This is a genomic window from Cupriavidus sp. CER-90, from assembly GCF_057652055.1.
Window position 1 is genome coordinate 1224579 of the sequence record NZ_JBYGYM010000002.1, and the last position, 21337, is coordinate 1245915.

At 68.0% G+C, this 21337-nt stretch carries 18 protein-coding genes; 6 read left to right on the forward strand and 12 right to left on the reverse strand.

What is annotated here, in order from left to right; translation table 11 throughout:
• Window positions 1–20 precede the first annotated feature (20 nt).
• The 3 genes from lipA to AC24R4_RS16235 all read right to left on the reverse strand — a co-directional run bounded on the left by lipA (window position 21) and on the right by AC24R4_RS16235 (window position 2275).
• Window positions 21–1010 (reverse strand): lipoyl synthase, encoded by a 990-nt coding sequence (lipA, locus tag AC24R4_RS16225; RefSeq protein ID WP_092600383.1) that lies wholly within the window; start codon window positions 1008–1010, stop codon window positions 21–23.
• A gap of 65 nt (window positions 1011–1075) precedes the next feature.
• Window positions 1076–1795: a lipoyl(octanoyl) transferase LipB gene (lipB, locus tag AC24R4_RS16230; protein ID WP_400392658.1), complete on the reverse strand. Its 720-nt coding sequence runs from the start codon at window positions 1793–1795 to the stop codon at window positions 1076–1078.
• Between the two features lie 111 nt (window positions 1796–1906).
• Entirely contained in the window at window positions 1907–2275 is a 369-nt protein-coding gene (locus AC24R4_RS16235; RefSeq protein ID WP_153946177.1) for a DUF2917 domain-containing protein, read from the reverse strand.
• A gap of 195 nt (window positions 2276–2470) precedes the next feature.
• Between AC24R4_RS16235 and AC24R4_RS16240 the strand changes: the two genes are divergently transcribed.
• Entirely contained in the window at window positions 2471–3427 is a 957-nt protein-coding gene (locus AC24R4_RS16240) for a transcriptional regulator GcvA (RefSeq protein WP_092600389.1), read from the forward strand.
• On the opposite strand, the gene AC24R4_RS16245 is transcribed toward AC24R4_RS16240, so the two are convergent.
• The 7 genes from AC24R4_RS16245 to AC24R4_RS16275 all read right to left on the reverse strand — a co-directional run bounded on the left by AC24R4_RS16245 (window position 3424) and on the right by AC24R4_RS16275 (window position 11609).
• Window positions 3424–4584, reverse strand: coding sequence for a tyrosine recombinase XerC (locus AC24R4_RS16245; protein WP_400392647.1), 1161 nt, complete (start codon window positions 4582–4584; stop codon window positions 3424–3426). The genes AC24R4_RS16240 and AC24R4_RS16245 overlap by 4 nt on opposite strands.
• A gap of 17 nt (window positions 4585–4601) precedes the next feature.
• Window positions 4602–5273 (reverse strand): DUF484 family protein, encoded by a 672-nt coding sequence (locus tag AC24R4_RS16250; RefSeq protein ID WP_153946180.1) that lies wholly within the window; start codon window positions 5271–5273, stop codon window positions 4602–4604.
• Window positions 5274–5336: 63 nt separating this feature from the next.
• Window positions 5337–6479: a rod shape-determining protein RodA gene (rodA, locus tag AC24R4_RS16255; RefSeq protein ID WP_153946181.1), complete on the reverse strand. Its 1143-nt coding sequence runs from the start codon at window positions 6477–6479 to the stop codon at window positions 5337–5339.
• 13 nt (window positions 6480–6492) lie between these two features.
• The gene (gene mrdA / locus AC24R4_RS16260; protein WP_400392650.1) at window positions 6493–8874 is read right to left on the reverse strand and encodes a penicillin-binding protein 2; all 2382 of its coding nucleotides are present in this window, start codon (window positions 8872–8874) and stop codon (window positions 6493–6495) included.
• 45 nt (window positions 8875–8919) lie between these two features.
• Window positions 8920–9432 carry a rod shape-determining protein MreD gene (gene mreD, locus AC24R4_RS16265; protein ID WP_249640870.1) on the reverse strand — a complete coding sequence of 171 codons (513 nt, stop codon included), beginning with the start codon at window positions 9430–9432 and terminating at the stop codon, window positions 8920–8922.
• On the reverse strand, window positions 9429–10427 hold the full coding sequence (mreC, locus tag AC24R4_RS16270) for a rod shape-determining protein MreC (protein ID WP_400392652.1): 999 nt from the start codon (window positions 10425–10427) through the stop codon (window positions 9429–9431). Before mreC ends, mreD begins: the two co-directional genes overlap by 4 nt.
• Window positions 10428–10565: 138 nt before the next feature.
• Window positions 10566–11609 (reverse strand): rod shape-determining protein, encoded by a 1044-nt coding sequence (locus AC24R4_RS16275; protein ID WP_019450345.1) that lies wholly within the window; start codon window positions 11607–11609, stop codon window positions 10566–10568.
• Window positions 11610–12450: 841 nt separating this feature from the next.
• Between AC24R4_RS16275 and gatC the strand changes: the two genes are divergently transcribed.
• From gatC to gatB, 5 genes are all read left to right on the forward strand, one after another.
• The gene (gene gatC / locus AC24R4_RS16280) at window positions 12451–12750 is read left to right on the forward strand and encodes an Asp-tRNA(Asn)/Glu-tRNA(Gln) amidotransferase subunit GatC (RefSeq protein ID WP_092600403.1); all 300 of its coding nucleotides are present in this window, start codon (window positions 12451–12453) and stop codon (window positions 12748–12750) included.
• 52 nt (window positions 12751–12802) lie between these two features.
• The gene (gene gatA / locus AC24R4_RS16285) at window positions 12803–14302 is read left to right on the forward strand and encodes an Asp-tRNA(Asn)/Glu-tRNA(Gln) amidotransferase subunit GatA (RefSeq protein WP_400392655.1); all 1500 of its coding nucleotides are present in this window, start codon (window positions 12803–12805) and stop codon (window positions 14300–14302) included.
• A 38-nt stretch (window positions 14303–14340) separates the two neighbouring features.
• Complete coding sequence (locus tag AC24R4_RS16290) at window positions 14341–14811, forward strand: hypothetical protein (RefSeq protein WP_400392657.1); 471 nt, start codon at window positions 14341–14343, stop codon at window positions 14809–14811.
• Between the two features lie 26 nt (window positions 14812–14837).
• Window positions 14838–15926, forward strand: coding sequence for a dienelactone hydrolase family protein (locus AC24R4_RS16295; RefSeq protein WP_487523348.1), 1089 nt, complete (start codon window positions 14838–14840; stop codon window positions 15924–15926).
• 64 nt (window positions 15927–15990) lie between these two features.
• The gene (gene gatB, locus AC24R4_RS16300; RefSeq protein WP_400394255.1) at window positions 15991–17460 is read left to right on the forward strand and encodes an Asp-tRNA(Asn)/Glu-tRNA(Gln) amidotransferase subunit GatB; all 1470 of its coding nucleotides are present in this window, start codon (window positions 15991–15993) and stop codon (window positions 17458–17460) included.
• A 150-nt stretch (window positions 17461–17610) separates the two neighbouring features.
• On the opposite strand, the gene AC24R4_RS16305 is transcribed toward gatB, so the two are convergent.
• Complete coding sequence (locus AC24R4_RS16305; protein WP_400394249.1) at window positions 17611–18609, reverse strand: transglutaminase family protein; 999 nt, start codon at window positions 18607–18609, stop codon at window positions 17611–17613.
• On the reverse strand, window positions 18606–21323 hold the full coding sequence (locus tag AC24R4_RS16310; RefSeq protein WP_400394251.1) for a circularly permuted type 2 ATP-grasp protein: 2718 nt from the start codon (window positions 21321–21323) through the stop codon (window positions 18606–18608). Before AC24R4_RS16310 ends, AC24R4_RS16305 begins: the two co-directional genes overlap by 4 nt.
• Window positions 21324–21337: the final 14 nt, after the last annotated feature.

Here is a 21337-nt window from a genome sequence, read left to right on the forward strand (position 1 = left end):
CCGGGAGCCAGCCGGCGATATCACGCAAACCCCGCCTGATGTGCCTGCTGGTCGGCGTGGTACGAGCTGCGGACCATGGCGCCCACAGCGGCGTGGGTGAAGCCCATCTTGTAGGCCTCTTCCTCGAACATCTTGAACGTGTCCGGATGCACGTAGCGCATCACCGGCAGGTGGTGGTTCGACGGGGCCAGGTACTGGCCGATTGTCAGCATGTCGATGTCGTGCGCGCGCATGTCGCGCATGACTTCCAGGATTTCCTCGTCGGTCTCGCCCAGCCCCACCATCAGGCCCGACTTCGTGGCGACGTCCGGGTTGCGGCGCTTGAATTCCTGCAGCAGCTTCAGCGAGTGCGCGTAGTCGGCGCCCGGGCGGGCCTGCTTGTACAGGCGCGGCACCGTTTCCATGTTGTGGTTCATCACGTCCGGCGGGGCCGTCAGCAGGATGTCCAGCGCCTTGTCCAGGCGGCCACGGAAGTCGGGCACCAGCACTTCGATGCGGGTGTTCGGCGACAGCGCGCGCGTCTGCGAGATGCAGTCCACATAGTGCTGGGCGCCGCCGTCACGCAGGTCGTCACGGTCCACGCTGGTGATCACCACGTAGTTCAGCTTGAGCTGGGCGATGGTGCGCGCCAGGTTGCCCGGCTCGTTCACGTCGAGCGGGTCCGGGCGGCCGTGGCCCACGTCGCAGAACGGGCAGCGGCGCGTGCACTTGTCGCCCATGATCATGAACGTGGCCGTGCCCTTGCCGAAGCATTCGCCGATGTTCGGGCAGCTGGCTTCCTCGCACACGGTGACCAGGTTGTTGGCGCGCAGGATGTCCTTGATCTCGTAGAAGCGCGAATTGCCGGTGGCGGCCTTGACGCGAATCCAGTCCGGCTTCTTGAGCTTTTCGGCCGGCACGATCTTGATGGGGATGCGTGCGGTCTTCTCGGCCGACTTCTGCTTCTTGGTGGCGTCGTATTCAGGCGTTTGCGGGGCTTCGCTGGACGTGGCGATCAGGGCGTCGCTCATACTGTTCTCCGCACGCGCAGCCGCGTGCATGTTTGGCGTTGATTCGGGGCCGGGCGTGCCACGGTTCAGGCAGCCTCGGCAGCGGCATTCCCGTGGGCCTGTGCGCGCGCCTCGCGTGCGGTCAGGACCTCGCACAGGGCCGCCGCCAGGCGTTGTGCGATTGCGGGTTGTTGTGCCGCGGTGACGGGCAGCGGGCCGGCATCGTGCGCCGCCGCGAAGGTGGCGCCCGCAGTGGCCATGTCGACCGTTTCCAGTCCGGCATAGCCGCAGGGGTTGATGCGCAGGAACGGGTCCAGGTCCATCTGCACGTTCAGGCTGACACCGTGGTAGCTGCAGCCGTTGCGGATCTTGAGGCCGAGCGCGGCAATCTTGGCGCCCTGGTGCGGACCCTCGGACAGGTAGATGCCGGGCGCGCCGGGCTTGCGTTCGGCTGCGAGATTATACGCCGCGAGCGTGTCCAGCACGGCCTGCTCGATGTCGTTGACCAGCTCGCGCACCATGAGGTGCCGGCGCCGCAAATCGAGCAGCAGGTAGGCCACGACCTGGCCGGGTCCGTGATAAGTGATCTGGCCGCCACGGTCGATCTTCACGACCGGGATCGCGTCGTCGGGGGCCAGCAGATGTGCGGGGTCTCCGGCCTGCCCGAGCGTATAGACCGGCGGGTGTTCGACCAGCCAGATCTGGTCGGGCGTCTCGGGCGTGCGGGCGGCGGTGAATGCCCGCATCGCGTCGAAACAGGGCTCGTACGGCTGGCGGCCCTGATCGATGACTTGGATCGGATGCATGCCCGAGAGTGTAACGAAAAGGGCCGGTCTGCGCTGAGGCAGACCGGCCCTGTTTCCGGTCAAGTCTTGTCTGGCGGCGGCCATACGCGCCTCAGCCGCCGCGCCGCCGGGTCATGAGGCGTGGATCTTGTCCTGCCCCGGCGTCCATTCCGTGCCTCGAACCAAGCGCCGCACGGCGCGCAACACCAGGTGCGGCAGGTCGGCCAGGGTCAGCACCGGGCGCCGGGCCTCGGCAATCAGTGCCAGCCGCACCGGGCCCTTGGCGCGCGGGTCCACGCTGAGCACGATCTCGTCGCCGCGACGCAACAGCAGACTTCCGCCACAGCGCAGCCAGTAATCCTCGGAATCATTCTCGCGGGTCACCCATACATCGACACCCTTGGCATCTTCCACAAACAGGCGCTGGGCGGCATGCACCGACAGCGGGGCAACCTCGCCGGGGCTCAGCGTAAAGACGGTCGTTGTGAGTAGGGCTTTCATGATGGCTTCTCCGTGAGTCCGGGGGCCCACCGTGTTGTCGGCGTCGCCGGAACTGGCTTGGTCATTGGACCAGCACAGTTCAGGGCTTTGTTTGGCGGGGTCCGGTGAAGTGAATTCTAGTGATGACCCCGCCGCTGGCAAAACGATATATATTCTTGGGTCTTGTTAGCTCATCTCACATAGACGAGGTCCATCATGGTCTGGAGCGGCACCTGGAACCCGGACGATCCCCGTAGCTGGAAACGCGAATTTCCGCGCCTGCCGGCCCTGGCCGCCTTGCGCACGTTCGAGGCGGCCGCCCGCCACGAGAGCTTCTCGCGGGCTGCCGCGGAGCTGTTCGTCACCCATGGCGCCGTCAGCCACCAGATCCGGGCGCTGGAGGAAGAGCTGGGCCAGCCGCTGTTCGAGCGGCGCGGCAAGCGCGTGATGCTGACCGCCAACGGCCGGCTCTATGCCGAGCGCGTGCGCGACGCGCTGCTGCAGATTGCCGACGCCACGCGCGCGCTGCAGGCCGGCAACCGCGAAAAGCGGCTGACCATCAGCACCATGCCGTCGTTCGCCGCGCGCTGGCTCACGCCGCGCATCGGCAGCTTTATCGAGCAGCATCCCGAGTTCGACGTGGAACTGCTGTCGTCGAACTCGCTCGTGGATTTTGCCAATGAAGAGGTGGACGTGGCCCTGCGCATGGGCGGCGGCCAGTATCCGGGTCTCTACGTCGAACGCCTGCTGGACGATGTGTTCTTTCCGGTCTGCAGCCCCAGGTTCAATGGCGGGCGCCTGCCCGAGCAGCCCGCGCACATGGCCGGCATGCCGCTGCTGCGCGGCGAGGGCGATCCATGGAAGCCCTGGTTCGAGGCGGCCGGACTGGCCTGGTCCGAGCCGACCAAGGGCCTGATGATGCAGGACTCGTCGCTGCTGCTGCAGGCGGCCGCCGAGGGCCAGGGCATTGCGCTGATCCGCTCGTCGCTGGCCTATAACGACCTGCTGTCGGGCCGCGTGGTGCGCCTGTTCGACGTGAGCATTCCGTGCCCGTGGCTGCTGCATTTCGTCTGCACCCATGCCAGCCTGGCCACGCCGAAGGTGCAGGCCTTCCGGAATTGGCTGCTGCCCGAGATGGAGCGGTTCCGGAACATTCTTTCGCAATGGACCTAGCGGTCCGGGGCGTCCGTACTGTCGGAGCTGTCGGTACTGTCGGCGCTGCCGGTGCCGCCGGCCCCGTCCCGGTCATCGGCCCCCGCCGGCGCTGATCCGGGTACGCCTTTCTTCTTCCGGCCGGCCCGGGGATGGGCCTGGTCGTAGACCTTGGCCAGATGCTGGAAGTCGAGCGACGTGTAGACCTGCGTGGTGGTGATGCTCACGTGGCCCAGCATCTCCTGCACCGCGCGCAAGTCGCCCGACGACTGCAGGACATGCGTGGCGAACGAGTGCCGCAGCATATGCGGATGCACATTGGCCGGCACGCCGGCAGCCAGCGCCTGCTGCTTGATCCGCATCTGTACCGTACTGCCCGACAACCGCTTGCCGCGCGTGCCCAGGAACAGCGCGTGCTGGTCCTCCGGCAAGGCGCCGGGCCGCAGCAGTGTCTCGCGTACCGCAAGCCAGGCCTTCAGCGCCTCCAGCGCCTTGCTGCCCACCGGCACGGTCCGCCGGCGCGATCCCTTGCCGATCACCGTGACCTCGGCCCCCGCCAGGTCGAGCCAGCCCGCCGACCGGTATTCGCCTTCTTCGGTATAGCGCACGTCGAGCTGGATCAGCTCCGACAGCCGCAGCCCGCTGGAATAGAACAGTTCGAAAACGGCCTGGTCGCGGATGGCTTCGGCCGTGTCGCCGCGCCGGTGCGCCACCAGCGCCACGGCGTGTTCCACGGACAGCGCCTTGGGCAGCGGCTGCCCGCGCTTGGGCGCCCGCACCCCGTCCACCGGATTGGCGGTCACGCCATGGCCATGCCGCGCCGCCCACAGAAAGAAGCCGCGCCAGCCGGACAGCGTGCGCGCGATGGTGCGCGCCGACAGGCCGCTGCCGTGCAGCCGGGCGGCGAAGGATCGGATATGTCTGGTTTCCAGCGACAGCAGCGGCACGCCAGCGGCAAAGCGCGTGGCGGATTCCTGCAGCACGGACAGATCGCGCGCGTAGCTGGTCAGCGTGTGGTCGGCCAGCTTGCGATTGGTGGCCAGCCAGTCCAGGTAGCGCAGCACCAGCGGATCGGGAACTGGCTTCTCCGCCACGGCGGCGGCCATGGTAGCCGTGGTGGCCGTGGTGGCCGCTGGGGCCGTCACGGCATCACCCTTGCCCGGCTGGCGCTTGCGCATGGCGGAATAGCGAAAATTCAGTCGCGCAGGCGGTTCAGGGCGGCGCCGGCCACTTCGCCGATCTGCCCCAGGTAGGCGGTGCCCATGCCTTCGTGGAAGCGGCGCGGCTCGGGCGAGCCCAGCACCAGCAGGCCGAACGCGGCGCCGGGGCCATCGTCGCCGGGGCGGGCCGGCACGCGCAGCGTCACCATGGCCAGCGACGCGATGTCGTCGCGCTCCAGCAGGCTGGCGGCCTCGAAGCCGCTGTTGGCGCCGCAGTACGGTGCGCGCAGGCCTTCGGCGAACAGGCGCAGGTCGTCGCTGGCGCCCTGCGCCACTTCGATATGGGCAAACGCTTCGCCCACGTTCCACAGGCGCAGCGCCACGGCCGGCACATCGAACACCTGCTGCAAGCCGTCCTGCACCGCGTACGGCAGCGCGTGCGAATCGGCCTCGGCCAGCAGGCGCAGCTGCCAGGCGTGCATGCGCTGCTGCGTGCGGTCGTTCTCGTGGCCGTGCCGAACCAGGTCGGCCAGCTTCAGTTCCAGCCCCTTGTTCTTCTCGCGCAGGATTTCCATCTGGCGCTCCTGCAGCGACACGGCCCGGTGGCTGTGCGGACTGGTCAGTTGCACCGTGGCCAGCAGTTCGGCATGGTCCTCAAAGAACTGCGGGTTGCTTTGCAGATAAGCGGCGACGTCCTGGGCGTTCATAAGCTTTTACCGATTCCATTTTTTCGGTTGGCAGTGTAGCAAAGTGACGTTGGCGCGAGCGGGTCAGGTCTGGATGAGCCGCTTCTGTCGCGAAATGCTCATCAGGATGCCGATCCCCATGCCCAGCGTCACCAGCGCGGTACCACCGTAACTCAACAGCGGCAGCGGCACACCCACCACGGGCAGGATCCCGCTCACCATGCCCATGTTCACGAAGGCGTAGGTGAAGAAGATCAGCGTGATCGAGCCGGCCAGCAGCCGCGAGAACAATGTCGGCGCGTTGGCCGCAATATAAAGCCCGCGGAAGATCAGCAGCAGATACAGCACCAGCAGCACGGCATTGCCGATCAGCCCGAATTCCTCCGAAAACACCGCGAAGATGAAGTCGGTGTGCTTTTCGGGGATGAACTCCAGGTGCGTCTGCGTGCCCTTGAGCCAGCCCTTGCCGGTGACGCCGCCCGAGCCGATCGCGATGATCGACTGGATGGTATGGAAGCCCTTGCCCAGCGGGTCGGTGGTCGGGTCCAGCAGCGTGCACACGCGGTGCTGCTGGTAATCGTGCAGGATCGGCCAGCTCACGCCCGGCGCGCAGATCTGGCTTTCATAGCTGATCAGCAGCGTGATCGCCACGACGCCCAGGCCCAGCAGCGGCAGGATGATCTTCCACGACAGCCCGGCGAAATAGATCACGTACAGGCCGGCGGCCAGCACCAGCAGGCCGGTGCCCAGGTCGGGCTGCTTGGCGATCAGGCCCACCGGCACGCCCAGGATGATCAGCGCCACGACGAAGTCGAACCACCGGATCACCCCCTCCCGCTTCTGGAAGTACCACGCCAGCATCAGCGGCATCGAGATCTTCATGATCTCCGATGGCTGGATCACCATGCCCACATTGAGCCAGCGGCGCGCCCCCTTGCGGATCAGGCCGAACATGGCCACCGCGATCAGCAGCGCCACCCCGACCGTATAGAGCGGCACGGCGATCCGCATCAGCAGCTGGGTCGGCATGTAGGCGATCACGATCATCACGACGTACGACAGCAGGATGTTGCGCAGCTGGTCTTCCACGCGGCCCGGCATGTCGATCGCGGCCGAATACAGCGCCACGATGCCCGTGGCGAACAGCAGGAAGACGATCAGCGCCAGCGGCTTGTCGAAGCCGGTCAGGGCGGTCTTGATCGTCGATGCGACGCGGCGTTTGTCCATGGCGCGTCTCCTTTTACTCTGAAACGGGTTTCTTGCCGGCTGCGTCGGCCTGGGCAAGGTTGGCGGTCCTGGCCGGCCTGGTGCGCGGTGCCGGGGCCGGTGCCGATGCCGGTGTGACATGCGGCGGCGGTGCCTTGGGCGCCGATGCCGGCGGCTTGCTGTGGCCCAGCGCCTGCAGCATGCGGTCGTCGAGCGTGACCACTGCCGATGCCGGCGCGATGGCGGCCGGATCGAGCTGCGTGGCGATCGACTCGGATGCGCCAGTCGCCCGGGCCGCAGGCACCGGCACGGATGCCCCGGCCACGGCGCTGGCCCCCGGCGCGCTGGCGGCGGCCTCGGCGCCCGAGGCTGCCGCAACGGCAGCCGGTGCGGTCTGCATCACGGTGGCGGTTGCCGCGTTGGCGGTGTCGCCCGTGGTGAACACGCTCGGCGTATCCACCGGCGGCCGGTTGCCGGCGCGCAGCGCCTCTTCGGGCGGGGGCGCGGTGGCCTGCAATTCCTCGGGCCACTTGCGCAGCAGGTAGTAGTCCATCACCTTGCGGGCGATCGGCGCGGCCACGGCGGCACCGAAGCCGGCGTTCTCGACGATCAGCGCCAGCGCGATCTTCGGATGGTCGGCCGGCGCGAACGCCGTGTACAGCGAGTGGTCACGCTTGCGTTCGTCGATCGCGTGGTGGTTGTACTTCTCGTTCTTGCCCAGCGTATAGGTCTGGGCCGTGCCGGTCTTGCCCGCCGACTCGTACGCCGCGCCGGCAAACACCCGGGCCGCGGTGCCGTTGTGGGTCACCGCCACCATGGCGCGCTTGATCACGTCGATATCGGCCTGCTTGAACGGCAGCCGGTAGCTTTCCTTGGGCACGGTCAGCGTGCGCTTGCGGTTGACCGAATCCTCGACGGCCTTCACCAGGTGAGGCTTCATCGCCACGCCGTTGTTGACCAGGATCGACACCGCATTGGCCAGCTGCAGGATCGTGAAGCTGTTGTAGCCCTGGCCGATGCCCAGCGAGATGGTCTCGCCGTCATACCACTTCTGCTGCTCGGGCTTGCGGTAGGCCTTGCGCTTCCACTCGGTGGACGGCAGGATGCCGCGGCTTTCGCCCTCGATGTCGATGCCCGTGATCTGGCCGAAGCCCAGCGGCTTCATGAAATCGTGGATGGCATTGACGCCCATGTCGCGCGCCAGTGCGTAGTAATAGGTATCGCACGACTGCACGATCGACGCCTGCATGTCCACCCAGCCGTGACCGCCCGGCTTGTCGTCGCGGAATGTGTGGTTGCCCAGCGTGAAGAAGCCCGGATCGTGCATGCCCCAGGCCGCCGTGCGCTTGCCCGTGGTCAGTGCCGCCAGCGCCATGAACGGCTTGTACGTCGAGCCCGGCGGATAGGTGCCGCGCAGGGGCCGGTTCAGCAGCGGCTTGTCCGGCGATCCGTTGAGCTCGTCCCAGGTCTTGGAATCGATCCCCTCGACGAACAGGTTCGGATCGAAGGTCGGCTTCGAGACGAAGGCCAGGATGTCGCCGGTTTCCGGCTCGATCGCCACCAGCGCACCGCGGCGGTCGCCGAATAGCTGTTCCGCCAATTGCTGCAACCGGATGTCCAGCGAAAGGATCAGGTTGTTGCCCGGCGTGGCCGGCGACGTGGACAAAGTACGAATCGGGCGGCCACCGGCGCTGACTTCCACTTCCTCGAAGCCGGTCAGTCCGTGCAGTTCGGTCTCGTAGCTCTGCTCCAGGCCGATCTTGCCGATGTAATTGGTGCCCTTGTAGTTGTCGATATCCTTGCGCGGATCGTACTTGGCGGGGTCGGCGTCGTTGGCCTCGTCCATCGCCTCGATCCGCTCCTGGTCGCGCTGCGAGATGCGGCCCAGGTAGCCCACCACGTGGCTGGCCGACTCGCCCAGCGGGTACTGGCGGAACAGGCGCGCACGCACGTCCACCCCGGGAAAGCGGAAACGCTGCGCCGAGAACCTGGCCACTTCCTCGTCGGTCAGCTGGCTGCGGATCGGCAGGCTTTCAAAGCTGCGCGATTCTTCCAGCAGGCGTTTGAAACGGCGGCGGTCGCGTGGCTGGATATCCACCAGCCTGGCCAGTTCGTCGATCGTGTTGTCGAGCGTATCGGTCAGCTTGGACGGCGTCACTTCCAGCGTGTACGCGGAATAGTTGCGTGCCAGGATCACCCCGTTGCGGTCCATGATGATGCCGCGGTTCGGCTCGATCGGCGCCACGGAGATGCGGTTGTCCTCGGCCTTGGCCGAGTACTGGTCGTGCTTGTACCACTGCAGCCACAGGAAGCGGGAGAGCAGCAGGCCAAAGCAGATGACCGTGAACAGGGCTGCCGCCGCCACGCGGATGCGGAAGCGGCCGATTTCCAGTTCGACGTTGCGGATTTCGGTCATGGCGGTACTGCGGGCGGCGTGGCGGTGTCAGGGAGGGATGAAGGGCTAGATCGGACGCGTTTCGTCGATGTCGGCCGAGCGGCGCTGGGGCGCCAGCAGCAATGCGGTGGCCATCGGCCAGAGCACGGCTTCGATCAGCGGCGCCACCAGAAGTTGCCAGCCCGGCAGCGGCGCGCCCATCGCCAGGCGGATCACCACCGGCACGGCATGGGTGATGAACAGCAGCGGCATCACATGCAGCGCCTGCGTGTAGACCGAAAACCACAGCACGCGGCGGTGGATCGTGATCGCGAAGTACGCCAGCAGCGTATAGGCCAGCGCGTGCTCGCCCAGCAGCCGCGCATCGTGCACGTCCATCAGCAGGCCTAGCAGAAACGCCACGCCCATGCCAACCTTGCGCGGCTGGTGGATGTTCCAGAACACCAGCACCAGGGCCACCATGTCGGGAATCCACAGCGTGGTGCCCCAGGGCATCAGGTTCCACAGGAAGGCCAGCACGAAGGTCAGCGTGATAAACGCGGGATTGACCGGTCGCAGCAGGTATTGGGATGTCGTCACTGGGAACGCTCCGGGGATTTCTGCTTGTCGGTGGCCTTGTCGGCGGGCTTGTCGGCCGCCTTGTCCGCCGCCTTCTGCTCGGCACCGGCGCGGGCCGCGGCCGATCGGGCGCCCTTCTCGGCCTTGGTCGGGGCAGCTTCTTCCTGCGGGCGGGGGCCCAGGCCGGACTCGTAGCGCACCACCAGCAACTGGCGATGCGAGCGCACGCCGGCCACCGGTTCGCAGTACACCCGCGAGAACGCGGTGTCGGCCTTGCGCTCGATCTGGACGATCTTCGCCACCGGCAGGCCCGGCGGATAGGTGCCGTCCAGCCCGGACGTCACGAGCAGGTCGCCCTGCTGCAGGTCGGCCGACGCGGCCATGAAGCGCAGGTCCAGCAGCCCGGCACGCGAGCCGCCGAATGCCACGCTGCGCAGGCCGTTGCGCACCACCTGGACGGGAATCGCCTGGTCCTTGTCGGTCAGCAGCGTCACTTCGGACTGGAACGGCGACACGCGCGTGACCTGGCCGATCACGCCGCGTTCGTCGATCACCGGGTAGCCGGCGCGCAGGCCGTGCGCGCTGCCATGGTCGATGACGATGCGCTGGCTGTACGGGTCGCGGGCGTCGTAGAGAATCTCGGCCGCCGTGACCGGCGTGGCCGACTGCTGCTGCAGGTTCAGCAGCTTGCGCAGCTGGTTGTTCTCGGCTTCGAGCTGGGCCTGGCGCACGGACGCATTGGCCTGCTCCACCGAGCTGCGGCGCAGTTCGCGGTTTTCATTGGTCAGCGTGACCGACGACTGGGCGTAGTCAAGGACGCCGCGCAGCGCGTCGCGCGGCACCAGCACCAGGCGTTCCACGGGCATGAGGACGGTGGCGGCCACCTGGCGCGCGACGCGCATGGCGTCAAAGCGCGCATCGACAATCAGCAGCGCCAGCGCGATCGCCACGAAGATGACCAGGCGTGCAACGGCGGATGTGCCTTGCTTGAAGAGCGGCGGTGGAGAGTAATCCATTTACCGGTGCGCAGGCGAAACCATTCCGCCAGCGCGTCCGCCCGCCCCTTGGTGGGCATGGCGGTCCGGGCTGGCGGGGGAAGACATCAAAGGTCGCGGGGACGGGGCGACGCAGGTCACCACGGTCCCTGCCTCGTATTACTCGTAGGAGAAGATGCTGCCGAGCTTGTCCATGCGCTCCAGCGCCATGCCCGAGCCGCGCACCACGCAGGTCAGCGGATCTTCGGCCACCAGCACCGGCAGGCCGGTTTCCTCGGCCAGCAGGCGGTCCAGGTCGCGCAGCAGTGCGCCGCCGCCGGTCAGCATCATGCCGCGTTCGGCAATGTCGGCGCCCAGTTCGGGCGGGGTCTGTTCCAGCGCGATCTTCACGGCGGACACGATCTGGTTCAGCGGATCGGTCAGGGCTTCGAGGATTTCGTTGGACGACACGGTGAAGGCGCGCGGGATACCCTCGGACAGGTTGCGGCCCTTCACTTCCATTTCGCGGACTTCGGAGCCCGGGAAGGCCGAGCCGATTTCCTTCTTGATCGCTTCGGCGGTCTGCTCGCCGATCAGCATGCCGTAGTTGCGGCGGATGTAGTTGACGATCGCTTCGTCGAACTTGTCGCCGCCCACGCGCACCGAACCCTTGTAGACCATGCCGCCCAGCGAGATGATGCCCACCTCGGTGGTGCCGCCGCCGATGTCGACGACCATCGAGCCCGACGGCTCCGACACCGGCAGCCCGGCGCCGATCGCGGCCGACATCGGCTCCTCGATCAGGTACACCTGGCTGGCGCCGGCGCCCAGCGCCGATTCGCGGATGGCGCGGCGTTCCACCTGGGTGGAACCGCACGGCACGCAGATGATGATGCGCGGGCTCGGACGCAGCAGCTTGGTGTCATGCACCATCTTGATGAACTGCTTGAGCATCTGCTCGGTCACGGTGAAGTCGGCGATCACGCCGTCCTTCATCGGGCGGATGGCCTCGATGTTGCCGGGCACCTTGCCCAGCATCTGCTTGGCTTCCTTGCCCACCGCCGTAATCGTTTTCTTGGCGTTGGGACCGCCTTCCTGACGGATGGCCACGACCGACGGCTCGTCCAGGACGATGCCCTTGTCGCGCATGTAGATCAGGGTGTTGGCGGTGCCCAGGTCGATGGCCAGGTCGTTGGAGAAATAGCTGCGGAGAAATCCGAACATCAGGAATCCTGTCTTCTGTTGGTTCGCGGGTATGCGAAGCGGCCGGTGCCTGTAGCGGCCCGGCCACGAATACGTTTGCAAGGGTGATGGTTCACGGCTCCCCCGGTGCGTGCGGCTGCCGCCGGCACAAGCCGGCGCGCCCCGGTACCCCTGGCGCGGACAAGCCCCGGTGCGCCAGCGGGAATCCGCTTCGCCGGCGCATGCCTGCACGCCGGACCTACGGGAACCTTTGATTAGACTCTGCGCGAAAGTTCGCGGACAGATGCGCGGGACAGGGCAGGAACACGCCTGACGTGTGGCAGTAGCCTAATCGGAGGAACCAGTTTCCTACGACTGAAAATACGATGAAAACGGGCCGCTAATCCGCGGCGTTGCCCTGATGCTGGCACATTACTGTTGCATGGTTGCGACGCCGGCCACGGTATGCCGCCCGATCCAGCCCCCTGGCACCCCGGCGATGCGCGCCCGGAACCCGGTCCTGGATGCTGCGACTGTGCCGACGGCATCACCACCCGCCCGCTTTGCCGCAACCCAAGTGGCGCGCGCGTTGCGGGAAGACAGCAGCGCGTAATGATACCTTATAATTCACGCTGTTTCGGGGCGTTTGGACCCTGAAAAACTTGTAACTTCGACGATCCTGGGGTGCCCCCCGGGCGCACCCGTCCGGCACGCCTTGGCCACCCCGCCAGACGCCGGGCCCATGGCGCCCTTCCAGGCACCCCGACGGCCACCCGACGACGGTTGGGTGGACGCCGGTTCCGAACCGGCGTCCGCTCCCCCGCCCGGCCGCAACATCTCCAGTCCGCAGGACTGAATCCGGCGAGAAGCGCCGCACCACGCCATGGCTCTCGAACTTTCCGACGTCAAGCGCATCGCGCACCTGGCCCGCATCGAAACCAGCGATGCCGAGGCCGAGCATACGCTTGTGCAGCTGAACAACTTTTTCTCCCTGGTCGAGCAGATGCAGGCGGTGGACACCACCGGCATCGAGCCGCTGGCCCATCCGCTGTCGGCCGTGCGCGACATCGCCCAGCGCCTGCGCGACGACGCCGTGACCGAATCCGACCGCCGCGCGGACTACCAGCGCCCCGCCCCGGCCACCGAGAACGGCCTGTACCTGGTGCCCAAGGTCATCGAGTGACGGCAGCGCGCTGCCCTGCCTTGTCGCCCATCCAGACGCCATCCGACCCGATATGACCTTTTCCGCTGATCACCAGACCTCGCTGCGCCAGATTGCCGATGCGCTGGCCGCCCGTTCCGTGTCCGCCGAGGAACTCGCCCGCGACTACCTGGCCCGCATCGACGCCGCCAGGCACCTCAATGCCTTTGTCGACGTCAACCCCGACCTGACGCTGGCCCAGGCCCGCGCCGCCGACGAGCGCCGCGCCAACGGCCAGGCCACGCCGCTGACCGGCGTGCCCATCGCCCACAAGGACGTCTTCGTGACGCGCGGCTGGAAGTCCACCGCCGGCTCGAAGATGCTGGCCAACTACGAAAGCCCGTTCGACGCCACCGTGGTGGAACGCCTGGGCGCGGCCGGCATGGTCACGCTGGGCAAGACCAACATGGACGAATTCGCGATGGGTTCGTCCAACGAGAACGCGTACCAGGGCGCCGTGCGCAACCCGTGGGACACCAACCGCGTGCCGGGCGGCTCGTCGGGCGGCTCGGCCGCTGCCGTGGCCGCGGGCCTGGCGCCGGCCGCCACCGGTACCGACACCGGCGGCTCGATCCGCCAGCCGGCATCGTTCTCCGGCATCACCGGCATCAAGCCGACGTATGGCCGCGTGTCGCGCTACGGCATGATCGCGTTCGCGTCGTCGCTGGACCAGGGCGGCCCGATGGCCCATACGGCCGAGGACTGCGCGATGCTGCTCAACGGCATGGCCGGCTTCGACCCGAAGGATTCCACCAGCCTGACCCCGGAACTGGGCGGCGTGGACGAGGACTTCACGCGCCTGCTGGGCCAGCCGCGCGCCGGCGCCACCGCCGACAAGCCGCTGGCCGGCCTGCGTATCGGCCTGCCGCGCGAGTATTTCGGCAAGGGCCTGTCCGCCGATGTGGAAAAGACCGTGCGCGCCGCGCTGGCCGAGTATGAACAGCTTGGCGCCACGCTGGTGGACGTGTCGCTGCCCAAGACCGAGCTGTCGATCCCGGTGTACTACATCATCGCGCCGGCCGAGGCTTCGTCGAACCTGTCGCGCTTCGACGGCGTGCGCTACGGCCACCGCGCCGCCGAATACCGCGACCTGCTCGACATGTACAAGAAGAGCCGCGCCGAAGGCTTCGGCCCCGAGGTGAAGCGCCGCATCATGGTGGGCACGTACGTGCTGTCGCACGGTTATTACGATGCGTACTACCTGCAGGCGCAGAAGATCCGCCGCATCATCGCCGACGATTTCCAGCGCGCGTTTGCCGAGTGCGACGTGATCATGGGCCCGGTGGCGCCCAGCGTGGCCTGGAAGCTGGGCGAGAAGACCGCCGACCCGGTGCAGATGTACCTGGCCGATATCTTCACGCTGTCCACCAGCCTGGCCGGCCTGCCCGGCATGAGCGTGCCGGCCGGCTTTGGCGACGGCAACATGCCCGTGGGCCTGCAGATCATCGGCAACTACTTCGACGAAGCGCGCCTGCTGCAGGCGGCCCACGCGTTCCAGCAGGCCACCGACTGGCACCTGCGCCGTCCGGCCTGATCGCGCATCCGCCAAACCGCCCACTGCCCCGAGCCATCATGCGCATGCACGCCCTGCCCCGCATCCCGCTGAGACTGGCCGCCGCCCTGGCGGTGGCCGTGACGCTGGCCGGTTGCCAGATTCCGTTCGCTGGCCGCTCCACGCCCATCGCGGCGCGCGACATCGACCTGGCTGGCAACTGCCAGCGCACCGAGGACGACGGCTTCCGCGAGGACGCGCAGCTGCGCGTGGCCGACAACACCGTGCAGCAGCTGCAGTGGAAGCTGTGGGTGGGCAAGCGTGGCTCGTGCAGCTTCAACCTGGCCGATTTCCGCCAGGTGCGCAAGACGCCTCATATCGAGCTGCGCGCCAACGACGGCAGCGCCTGCAAGCTGATGGTCTGGCAGGACCCGCGCCGCGTCACGCTGGCGCACGCCAGCTGCCAGTCGCACTGCACGCCCGGCATCTATGAAGAGGCGTGGCCCGTGATGTTCGAACCGGGCACCGGCGAATGCGCGCGCACGCGCTGACCCCGGGCTGAATTCGTCGATCGACCATGCCACGCCTGTTCCCGCCCACCTTGCCGCCGAAGGCCTCGCCGCTGGTTCCGACCACGGTGGGCCGCTGGCTGCGCGGGACGCTGGCTGGCGTGGCGGTGGTGGCGGCGCTGATGCCGGCCGCACCGGCCCAGCCGGCGGTGTCGATGGCCCCGCTGTCGCCGCCGTCGCCCCTGACCGCCCCGGTCGGCCCGGCCAGCGCCGCGGTGGTGGCCGCGCCGGCCCCCGCGACCGAGCCTGCCACCGCGCGGGTGCGGCTGCCCGCCGATCCGGGGTCGCCCGCGCTGACCGCCTACTGGTTCATGCCGCGCGAGGGCTCCGTGGCCCGCAGCCAGCTGCTGCCCGTGGTGGTGGCGCTGCACGGCTGCGGCGGCCTGGTGGACATGAAGGTGGCGGCCAGGCGCGCCGGGACAATCGAGGAAGTGATCGATCCGGCGGCCGGCCTGCAGGGCCGCTATCGCGAATACGCGCACTGGCTGACCGAGCGCGGCTACGCCGTGCTGATGCCCGACAGTTTCAGCGCGCGCGGCAAGGCCCAGGGCATCTGCACGGAATCGTTCGACGCACGATCGATCGACGACAAGACGCGCCGTGCCGACGCCCTCGCCGCGCTGCGCTGGGTGGCAAAGCAGCCGGGCATCGACACCCGCCGCATCGTGCTGCTGGGCTGGTCCAACGGCGCGCAGGCGGTGCTGGCCACCATCGATGCCAGCCGGCCCTGGCCCGCCGATGCGCCGAACGTGGACCGCGCCGTGGCGTTCTACCCGGGCTGCAAGCGCGCCGTGCAGCAGCACGATTTCAGGCTGCGGTCGCCATTGCTGCTGATGATCGGCGGCGCCGACGACTGGACGCCCGCCACGCGCTGCGCGATGCTGCAGAACGCGGTGCAAAGCCGGCAGCCCAAGGCCCGTTTCCGCCTGGAAATCTATCCGGGCGCGTACCATGGCTTCGACGGCACCAGCGAGCTGCACGTCCGGCGCGACATCACCGCGCGCCATGGCTCCGGGGTCACCGTCGGCGGCGACGCCGTGGCGCGCGTGGCCGCGCTGGCCCAACTCGATTCCTGGCTGACGAGTCCCGATCCCTGACGACACAGACAACGCAGGGCCTGGAATTCGGCAACCGAAGCAACCTACACAGTAAAGCACTCAGATTAGGAAAACCGCCATGCAATGGGAAGTGGTGATCGGCCTGGAGACGCACGCACAGCTCTCCACGGCCTCCAAGATTTTCTCCGGCGCCTCCACCGCGTTCGGTGCCGAGGCCAATACGCAGGCCTGCCCCGTGGACCTGGCGCTGCCGGGCGTGCTGCCCGTGCTCAACAAGGGTGCCGTCGAGCGCGCCATCCAGTTCGGCCTGTCGATCGACGCGAAGATCGCGCCGCGCAGCATCTTCGCGCGCAAGAATTACTTCTACCCCGACCTGCCCAAGGGCTACCAGATCAGCCAGTACGAGATTCCGGTGGTGCAGGGCGGCCAGATCACCGTGCAGGTGGAAGGCAAGCAGGGGGTCTACGAGAAGACCATCAACCTGACGCGCGCCCACCTGGAAGAAGACGCCGGCAAGTCGCTGCACGAGGACTTCGCGGGCATGACCGGCATCGACCTGAACCGTGCCGGCACGCCGCTGCTGGAAATCGTGACCGAGCCCGACATGCGCAGCTCGGCCGAAGCCGTGGCCTATGCGAAGGCACTGCATTCGCTGGTGGTGTGGCTGGGCATCTGCGACGGCAACATGCAGGAAGGCAGCTTCCGTTGCGACGCCAACGTGTCCGTGCGTCCGGTGGGCCAGGAGAAGTTCGGCACGCGGCGCGAGATCAAGAACCTGAACTCGTTCCGCTTCCTGCAGCAAGCCATCGACTATGAAGTGCAATGGCAGATTGCCGAGATCGAGGATGGCCGCGAGATCGTCCAGGCGACGGTGCTGTTCGACCCGGACACCGGCGAAACGCGCGCGATGCGCACCAAGGAAGACGCGCACGACTACCGCTACTTCCCCGACCCGGACCTGATGCCGCTGGAAATCGATGCGGCGTGGATCGACCGCGTGAAGGGCGCGCTGCCCGAGCTGCCGGCCGCCATGCAGGCACGCTTTGTGTCGCAATATGGGTTGTCCGCCTACGATGCGAGCACCATCACCGCGACCAAGGCCCTGGCCAGCTACTTCGAGGCCGTGGTCAAGGAAGTGGGTGCCGCCAGCGCCAAGCCTGCCGCCAACTGGCTGATGGGCGAGATCGCATCGCAACTGAACCGCGACGGCATCACGATCGACGCCGCGCCGGTGAGCCCGGCTCAACTGGCGAAACTGCTATCGCGCATTGCCGATGGCACGGTATCGAACAACACGGCCAAGAAGGATGTGTTTCCGGCGATGTGGGCCGGCGAATCGGACGGCGACGCCGACGCGATCATCGCGGCCAAGGGCCTGAAGCAGATGTCCGACACCGGTGAACTGGAAAAGATCATCGACGACGTGCTGGCCGCCAACGCCAAGTCGGTGGAGGAATTCCGCGCCGGCAAGGAAAAGGCGTTCAATGCGCTGGTGGGCCAGGCAATGAAGGCCACCAAAGGCAAGGCCAACCCGGCCCAGGTCAATGAACTGCTGAAGAAGAAGCTGGGCTGATCGCCGATCAGATCCGTCTCCTTTTCTAAAGAAACGGCCACGTGGAAAACCACGTGGCCGTTTTTTTTGGTCCGCTCAGCGGGCGGCGCCGGTCATGCGGATTCGGGCGCTGCCGACCGACACCGACCTGGCGCGGTCGCAGTGGACCGGTCAGGCCACGGGCCGGACGGCCCCCGCCACCGGCACCACGCTGACCTCCACCTCCACCGTATGTTCGCCGCCGCCCACGATCACGCCGTGCAGCAGCGGCACGTCGCTGTAGTCGCGTGCGATGGCCAGCGTCACGTGGCGGGTGTCGGCCAGCACGTCGTTGGTGGGATCGAGGTCGATCCAGCCGTTGGCGGGGCACCAGACGCCGGCCCACGCGTGCGAGGCATCGGCGCCGAGCAGGCGCGGCTCGCCCGGCGGTGGATCGGTGCAGAGATAGCCGCTGACATAGCGCGCGGCCAGGCCGATCGAGCGCAGGCAGCCGATCATCACCTGCGCAAAGTCCTGGCACACGCCGCTGCGCAGCGCAAAGGCCTCCAGCGCGGGCGTATGCACTTCGGTGGTCTCGCCGTGGTAGGCGAAGTCGGCGTGGATGCGATGCATCAGGTCGATGGCGCCAGCGGCCACCGTCACGCCCGGCGTGAAGCTCTGCAGCGCGTAGTCGCGCAGGTCGGCGTGCAGCGCCACGTTCGGCGATGCATAGACGAACTCGGTCTCGGGATGGAACGGCTGGCCGGCACGGTAGCGCAGTTGCTGCGCCGCCGCTTCCCAAGGCGTGCCTTGCGCCGCATCGAACCCGGCCCAGCGCGGCATCAGCGTGACCGTGCTGCGGGTGGTCAGGCGCATCGTCTCGTGCGGGACGTCGAGCATGAAGTGCAGCACGTTGTTGCCGAACGCGTCGGTTCGCATGTGCTGGTGCGTCGGCGCCGGTTCCACATCGGTCCGGTGCGCCCCCACGGCCTGCCACGGGTACGACGGCGGCGTCACCACGGCACGCTGCTGCGCATGTTCCACGGGCCAGGCGTACTGGTAGGTGGTGACGTGGTGCACGTCCAGCGTGGTGGGCAAGTCCGATGGCGTGGCCGATGGCGTGACCGGCGGGGCGCCGGCCGGCCCGGGCGGCCCGGCTTCAGCGTGGGGATTGGCCGGCAGGCTGCTCATGGCAGGTCCGTCTCCGGTGCCACGCCGGCATGGCTGAAGTAGCGGCCGCCGATTTCGTCGGACAGCCTGGCCATGCGCGCGCCAAGCTGATCGCACAGCGCCGCCAGCTTGGGATAGCGGTCCTTGTCGCGCTCGCACAGCAGCGAGCGCGACGGCAGCGCGGTTGCCGGCGGCAGCAGTTCGGCCAGTGGCACGCGCGTCTGCCCGGTGGCGCCGGTCGGCAATTGCGCGAGCTTGTCGCGCAGGCGGTCCAGCACGCCGTAGAGGCCGCGCGGATTGGTCGGCTCCAGCACCAGCAGATCCACCAGCGCGGCCACGTCGCTCCGCCCCGGGAACAGCGAGCGGTACGTCAGCGTGCTGTCGAACAGGTGCAGCAGCATGTCGAAGCCGCTGCGCGACGCCAGCGCGCCGCTGCCTTCGGCCAGTTCCAGGAACAGCGCCAGCGTGCCGAGCCGTTCGATATGACGGCCGATAAAGACCAGCCGCCACGCTTCGTCGCGCGTCATGCGGTCGCCCTGCGCGCCGCTGATCGCGCCCAGCTGCATCGCCAGATGCTCCAGCGCGGCCAGCACCTTCGAGCGGTCGTAGGCCCCGTCGCCGTGGGCTGCCGTGCCGGCCGGGCAGGCCGCATCGGCCATCGCGTCCTGGAAGTCGTTGCGCGCGGCCAGGATGGTGCGCCAGTGATCGTTCGACAACCGGTTGCGGATCTCGTTGGCGGCACGCGCGTGGCTGGCCAGCGTCGGCATCAGGCCCGTCGCGGCATGCGGATCGGCCAGCGTGGAGACCAGGCTGCGTTCGAACACGCGCAGCGACGCCTGCGGCGACGGCGTGTTCGGGGCCACCAGCCCGAACCACTGCGCCAGCAGGCCCAGCATGTTCAGCGTGCCGTCGTCGGTCTCGTCGTTCGATTCGATCGAACCCAGTATCTGTCGGCACACGCGCACCACGTTTTCCGCGCGCTCGGCATAGCGGCCGGCCCAGTACAGGTTCTCGGCCGCGCGGCTCGATACCGCCAGCGGCCGGGGCACCGCCGCCGGGCCCAGCGACGGCAGCGCAGTACGCGGTGGCGATGGCGGCGCCGATGCCGGCCCGCTGCGCGCATGGCCGGCCGGCGCCGGCATCAAGCCCTGCGCCGGCTGGTTCGACAGCACCCAGGTGTCGGCACTGGTGCCGCCAAGCTGCATCGACACCGCTTCCAGATGGGGCGGTGCGAGCCGCGTGAAGCCGCCCGGCATGACCTGCCAGCCGCCATTGCCATCGGCAACCGCGAACACGCGCAGCATGGCCGCGCGCGAGCCGATCCGTCCGCCGCCCTTGCCGTCGGGCTCCCAGCAAGGCGTGTGCGAGAGCGGAAGCGGCGCCTGGAGCGTAAATCGATCTGGCGTTTCGGCGATGCGGGCACGCCATGCATCGAGCGGCTGCAGACCCTTTTCCATGCCCAGCAGCGTATCGGCCGGCGTGCGCGGATAGGTGGGCATCACGAACGCTTCGTCGAGCAGGCGCAGCGCCTCTTCCTGCGCGGCGGCCTCGCCGCACCACCAGCTCATGACCGATGGCAGCGCCAGCGGCTCGTCCAGCAGCGCCTGCGCGATGCCGGGCAGGAAGCCGTGGATCGCGGGCGACTCCAGAAAGCCCGATCCCGGCACGTTCGACACCGCCACGTTGCCCGCGCGCATCGCTTCGAGCAGGCCGGGCACGCCCAGCATCGAATCGCTGCGCAGCTCCAGCGGATCGCAGAACACATCGTCAAGGCGGCGCAGGATCACGTCCACGCGTTCCAGCCCGCCGAAGGTCTTCAGGTAGACCACGTCGTTGCGCACGGTCAGGTCCTTGCCTTCGACCAGCGTGATGCCCAGGTAGCGCGCCAGGAACGTGTGCTCGAAATAGGTCTCGTTGAACGGCCCCGGCGACAGCAGCACGATCTGCCGCCCCGTGCCCATACCGGCGCCCATGCCGGCGCCCATACCGGCGCCCATGCCCGCGCTGACGCCCTCTTCGGCCAGACCCGCCGGTGCCGCGTGGGCCAGGGTCGAGATCAGCTGGGCGAAGGTCGGCGGCAGGCGCCGCACGCGCAGTTCGCGAAACGCCTCGGCATACTGGCCCGACACGATCAGCCGGTTTTCCAGCGCATAGCCCATGCCCGAAGGCGTCTCGGTACGATGGGCGATGACCGTCCAGCCGTTGTCGGTATGCACGAGGTCCACCGCCACGGTCTGCAGGAAGCTGCCGCCCGGCGGCTGGTAGCCCTTGAGCGGGCGCAGGTAGCCGGGATGCCCGTAGACCAGCCCCGGCGGCAGCAGCCCGCGCGTGAGCAGTGTCTGCGGCCCGTAGATATCGGCCAGGATGGCGTTGGCCAGCGTCGCCCGTTGCGTGACGCCGGCCTCGATCACCGCCCAGTCGGCTTCGGACACCAGGAACGGAAAGACCTCCAGCTGCCAGGCCCGCGCGCCGCCCTGGTCGGCGTAGACGTTGTAGGTCACGCCGTTGTCGCGGATGCGGCGCGACACGGCCGCCGCATGGGCGTTCAGCGCGGCGGGGCGCAGGTCGTCCAGGATGCCGAAGAAGCGCGCCCACGGCTCGCGCAGCGTGCCGTCGGGCAGCCGCAGTTCGTCGCGATGGCCGTCGGGCACGGGCAGCGCCAGCCGGCCCGCCAGGGCGGCCGGCGCGTCGGCAATATCCGATCCATCGAAAGGCAGCGACGACTGCAACGGCACGGCTGACGGTTCTC

Bases quoted from the DNA above. Each gene is read 5' to 3' on its own strand.
- lipA (WP_092600383.1), bottom strand. From the start codon at position 1,010: ATGAGCGACGCCCTGATCGCCACGTCCAGCGAAGCCCCGCAAACGCCT.
- AC24R4_RS16235 (WP_153946177.1), bottom strand. From the start codon at position 2,275: ATGAAAGCCCTACTCACAACGACCGTCTTTACGCTGAGCCCCGGCGAG.
- mrdA (WP_400392650.1), bottom strand. From the start codon at position 8,874: ATGACCGAAATCCGCAACGTCGAACTGGAAATCGGCCGCTTCCGCATC.
- mreC (WP_400392652.1), bottom strand. From the start codon at position 10,427: ATGGATTACTCTCCACCGCCGCTCTTCAAGCAAGGCACATCCGCCGTT.
- AC24R4_RS16295 (WP_487523348.1), top strand. From the start codon at position 14,838: ATGCCACGCCTGTTCCCGCCCACCTTGCCGCCGAAGGCCTCGCCGCTG.
- AC24R4_RS16245 (WP_400392647.1), bottom strand. From the start codon at position 4,584: ATGCGCAAGCGCCAGCCGGGCAAGGGTGATGCCGTGACGGCCCCAGCG.
- lipB (WP_400392658.1), bottom strand. From the start codon at position 1,795: ATGCATCCGATCCAAGTCATCGATCAGGGCCGCCAGCCGTACGAGCCC.
- AC24R4_RS16275 (WP_019450345.1), bottom strand. From the start codon at position 11,609: ATGTTCGGATTTCTCCGCAGCTATTTCTCCAACGACCTGGCCATCGAC.
- rodA (WP_153946181.1), bottom strand. From the start codon at position 6,479: ATGGACAAACGCCGCGTCGCATCGACGATCAAGACCGCCCTGACCGGC.
- gatA (WP_400392655.1), top strand. From the start codon at position 12,803: ATGACCTTTTCCGCTGATCACCAGACCTCGCTGCGCCAGATTGCCGAT.
- AC24R4_RS16250 (WP_153946180.1), bottom strand. From the start codon at position 5,273: ATGAACGCCCAGGACGTCGCCGCTTATCTGCAAAGCAACCCGCAGTTC.
- AC24R4_RS16240 (WP_092600389.1), top strand. From the start codon at position 2,471: ATGGTCTGGAGCGGCACCTGGAACCCGGACGATCCCCGTAGCTGGAAA.
- AC24R4_RS16305 (WP_400394249.1), bottom strand. From the start codon at position 18,609: ATGAGCAGCCTGCCGGCCAATCCCCACGCTGAAGCCGGGCCGCCCGGG.
- gatC (WP_092600403.1), top strand. From the start codon at position 12,451: ATGGCTCTCGAACTTTCCGACGTCAAGCGCATCGCGCACCTGGCCCGC.
- AC24R4_RS16290 (WP_400392657.1), top strand. From the start codon at position 14,341: ATGCGCATGCACGCCCTGCCCCGCATCCCGCTGAGACTGGCCGCCGCC.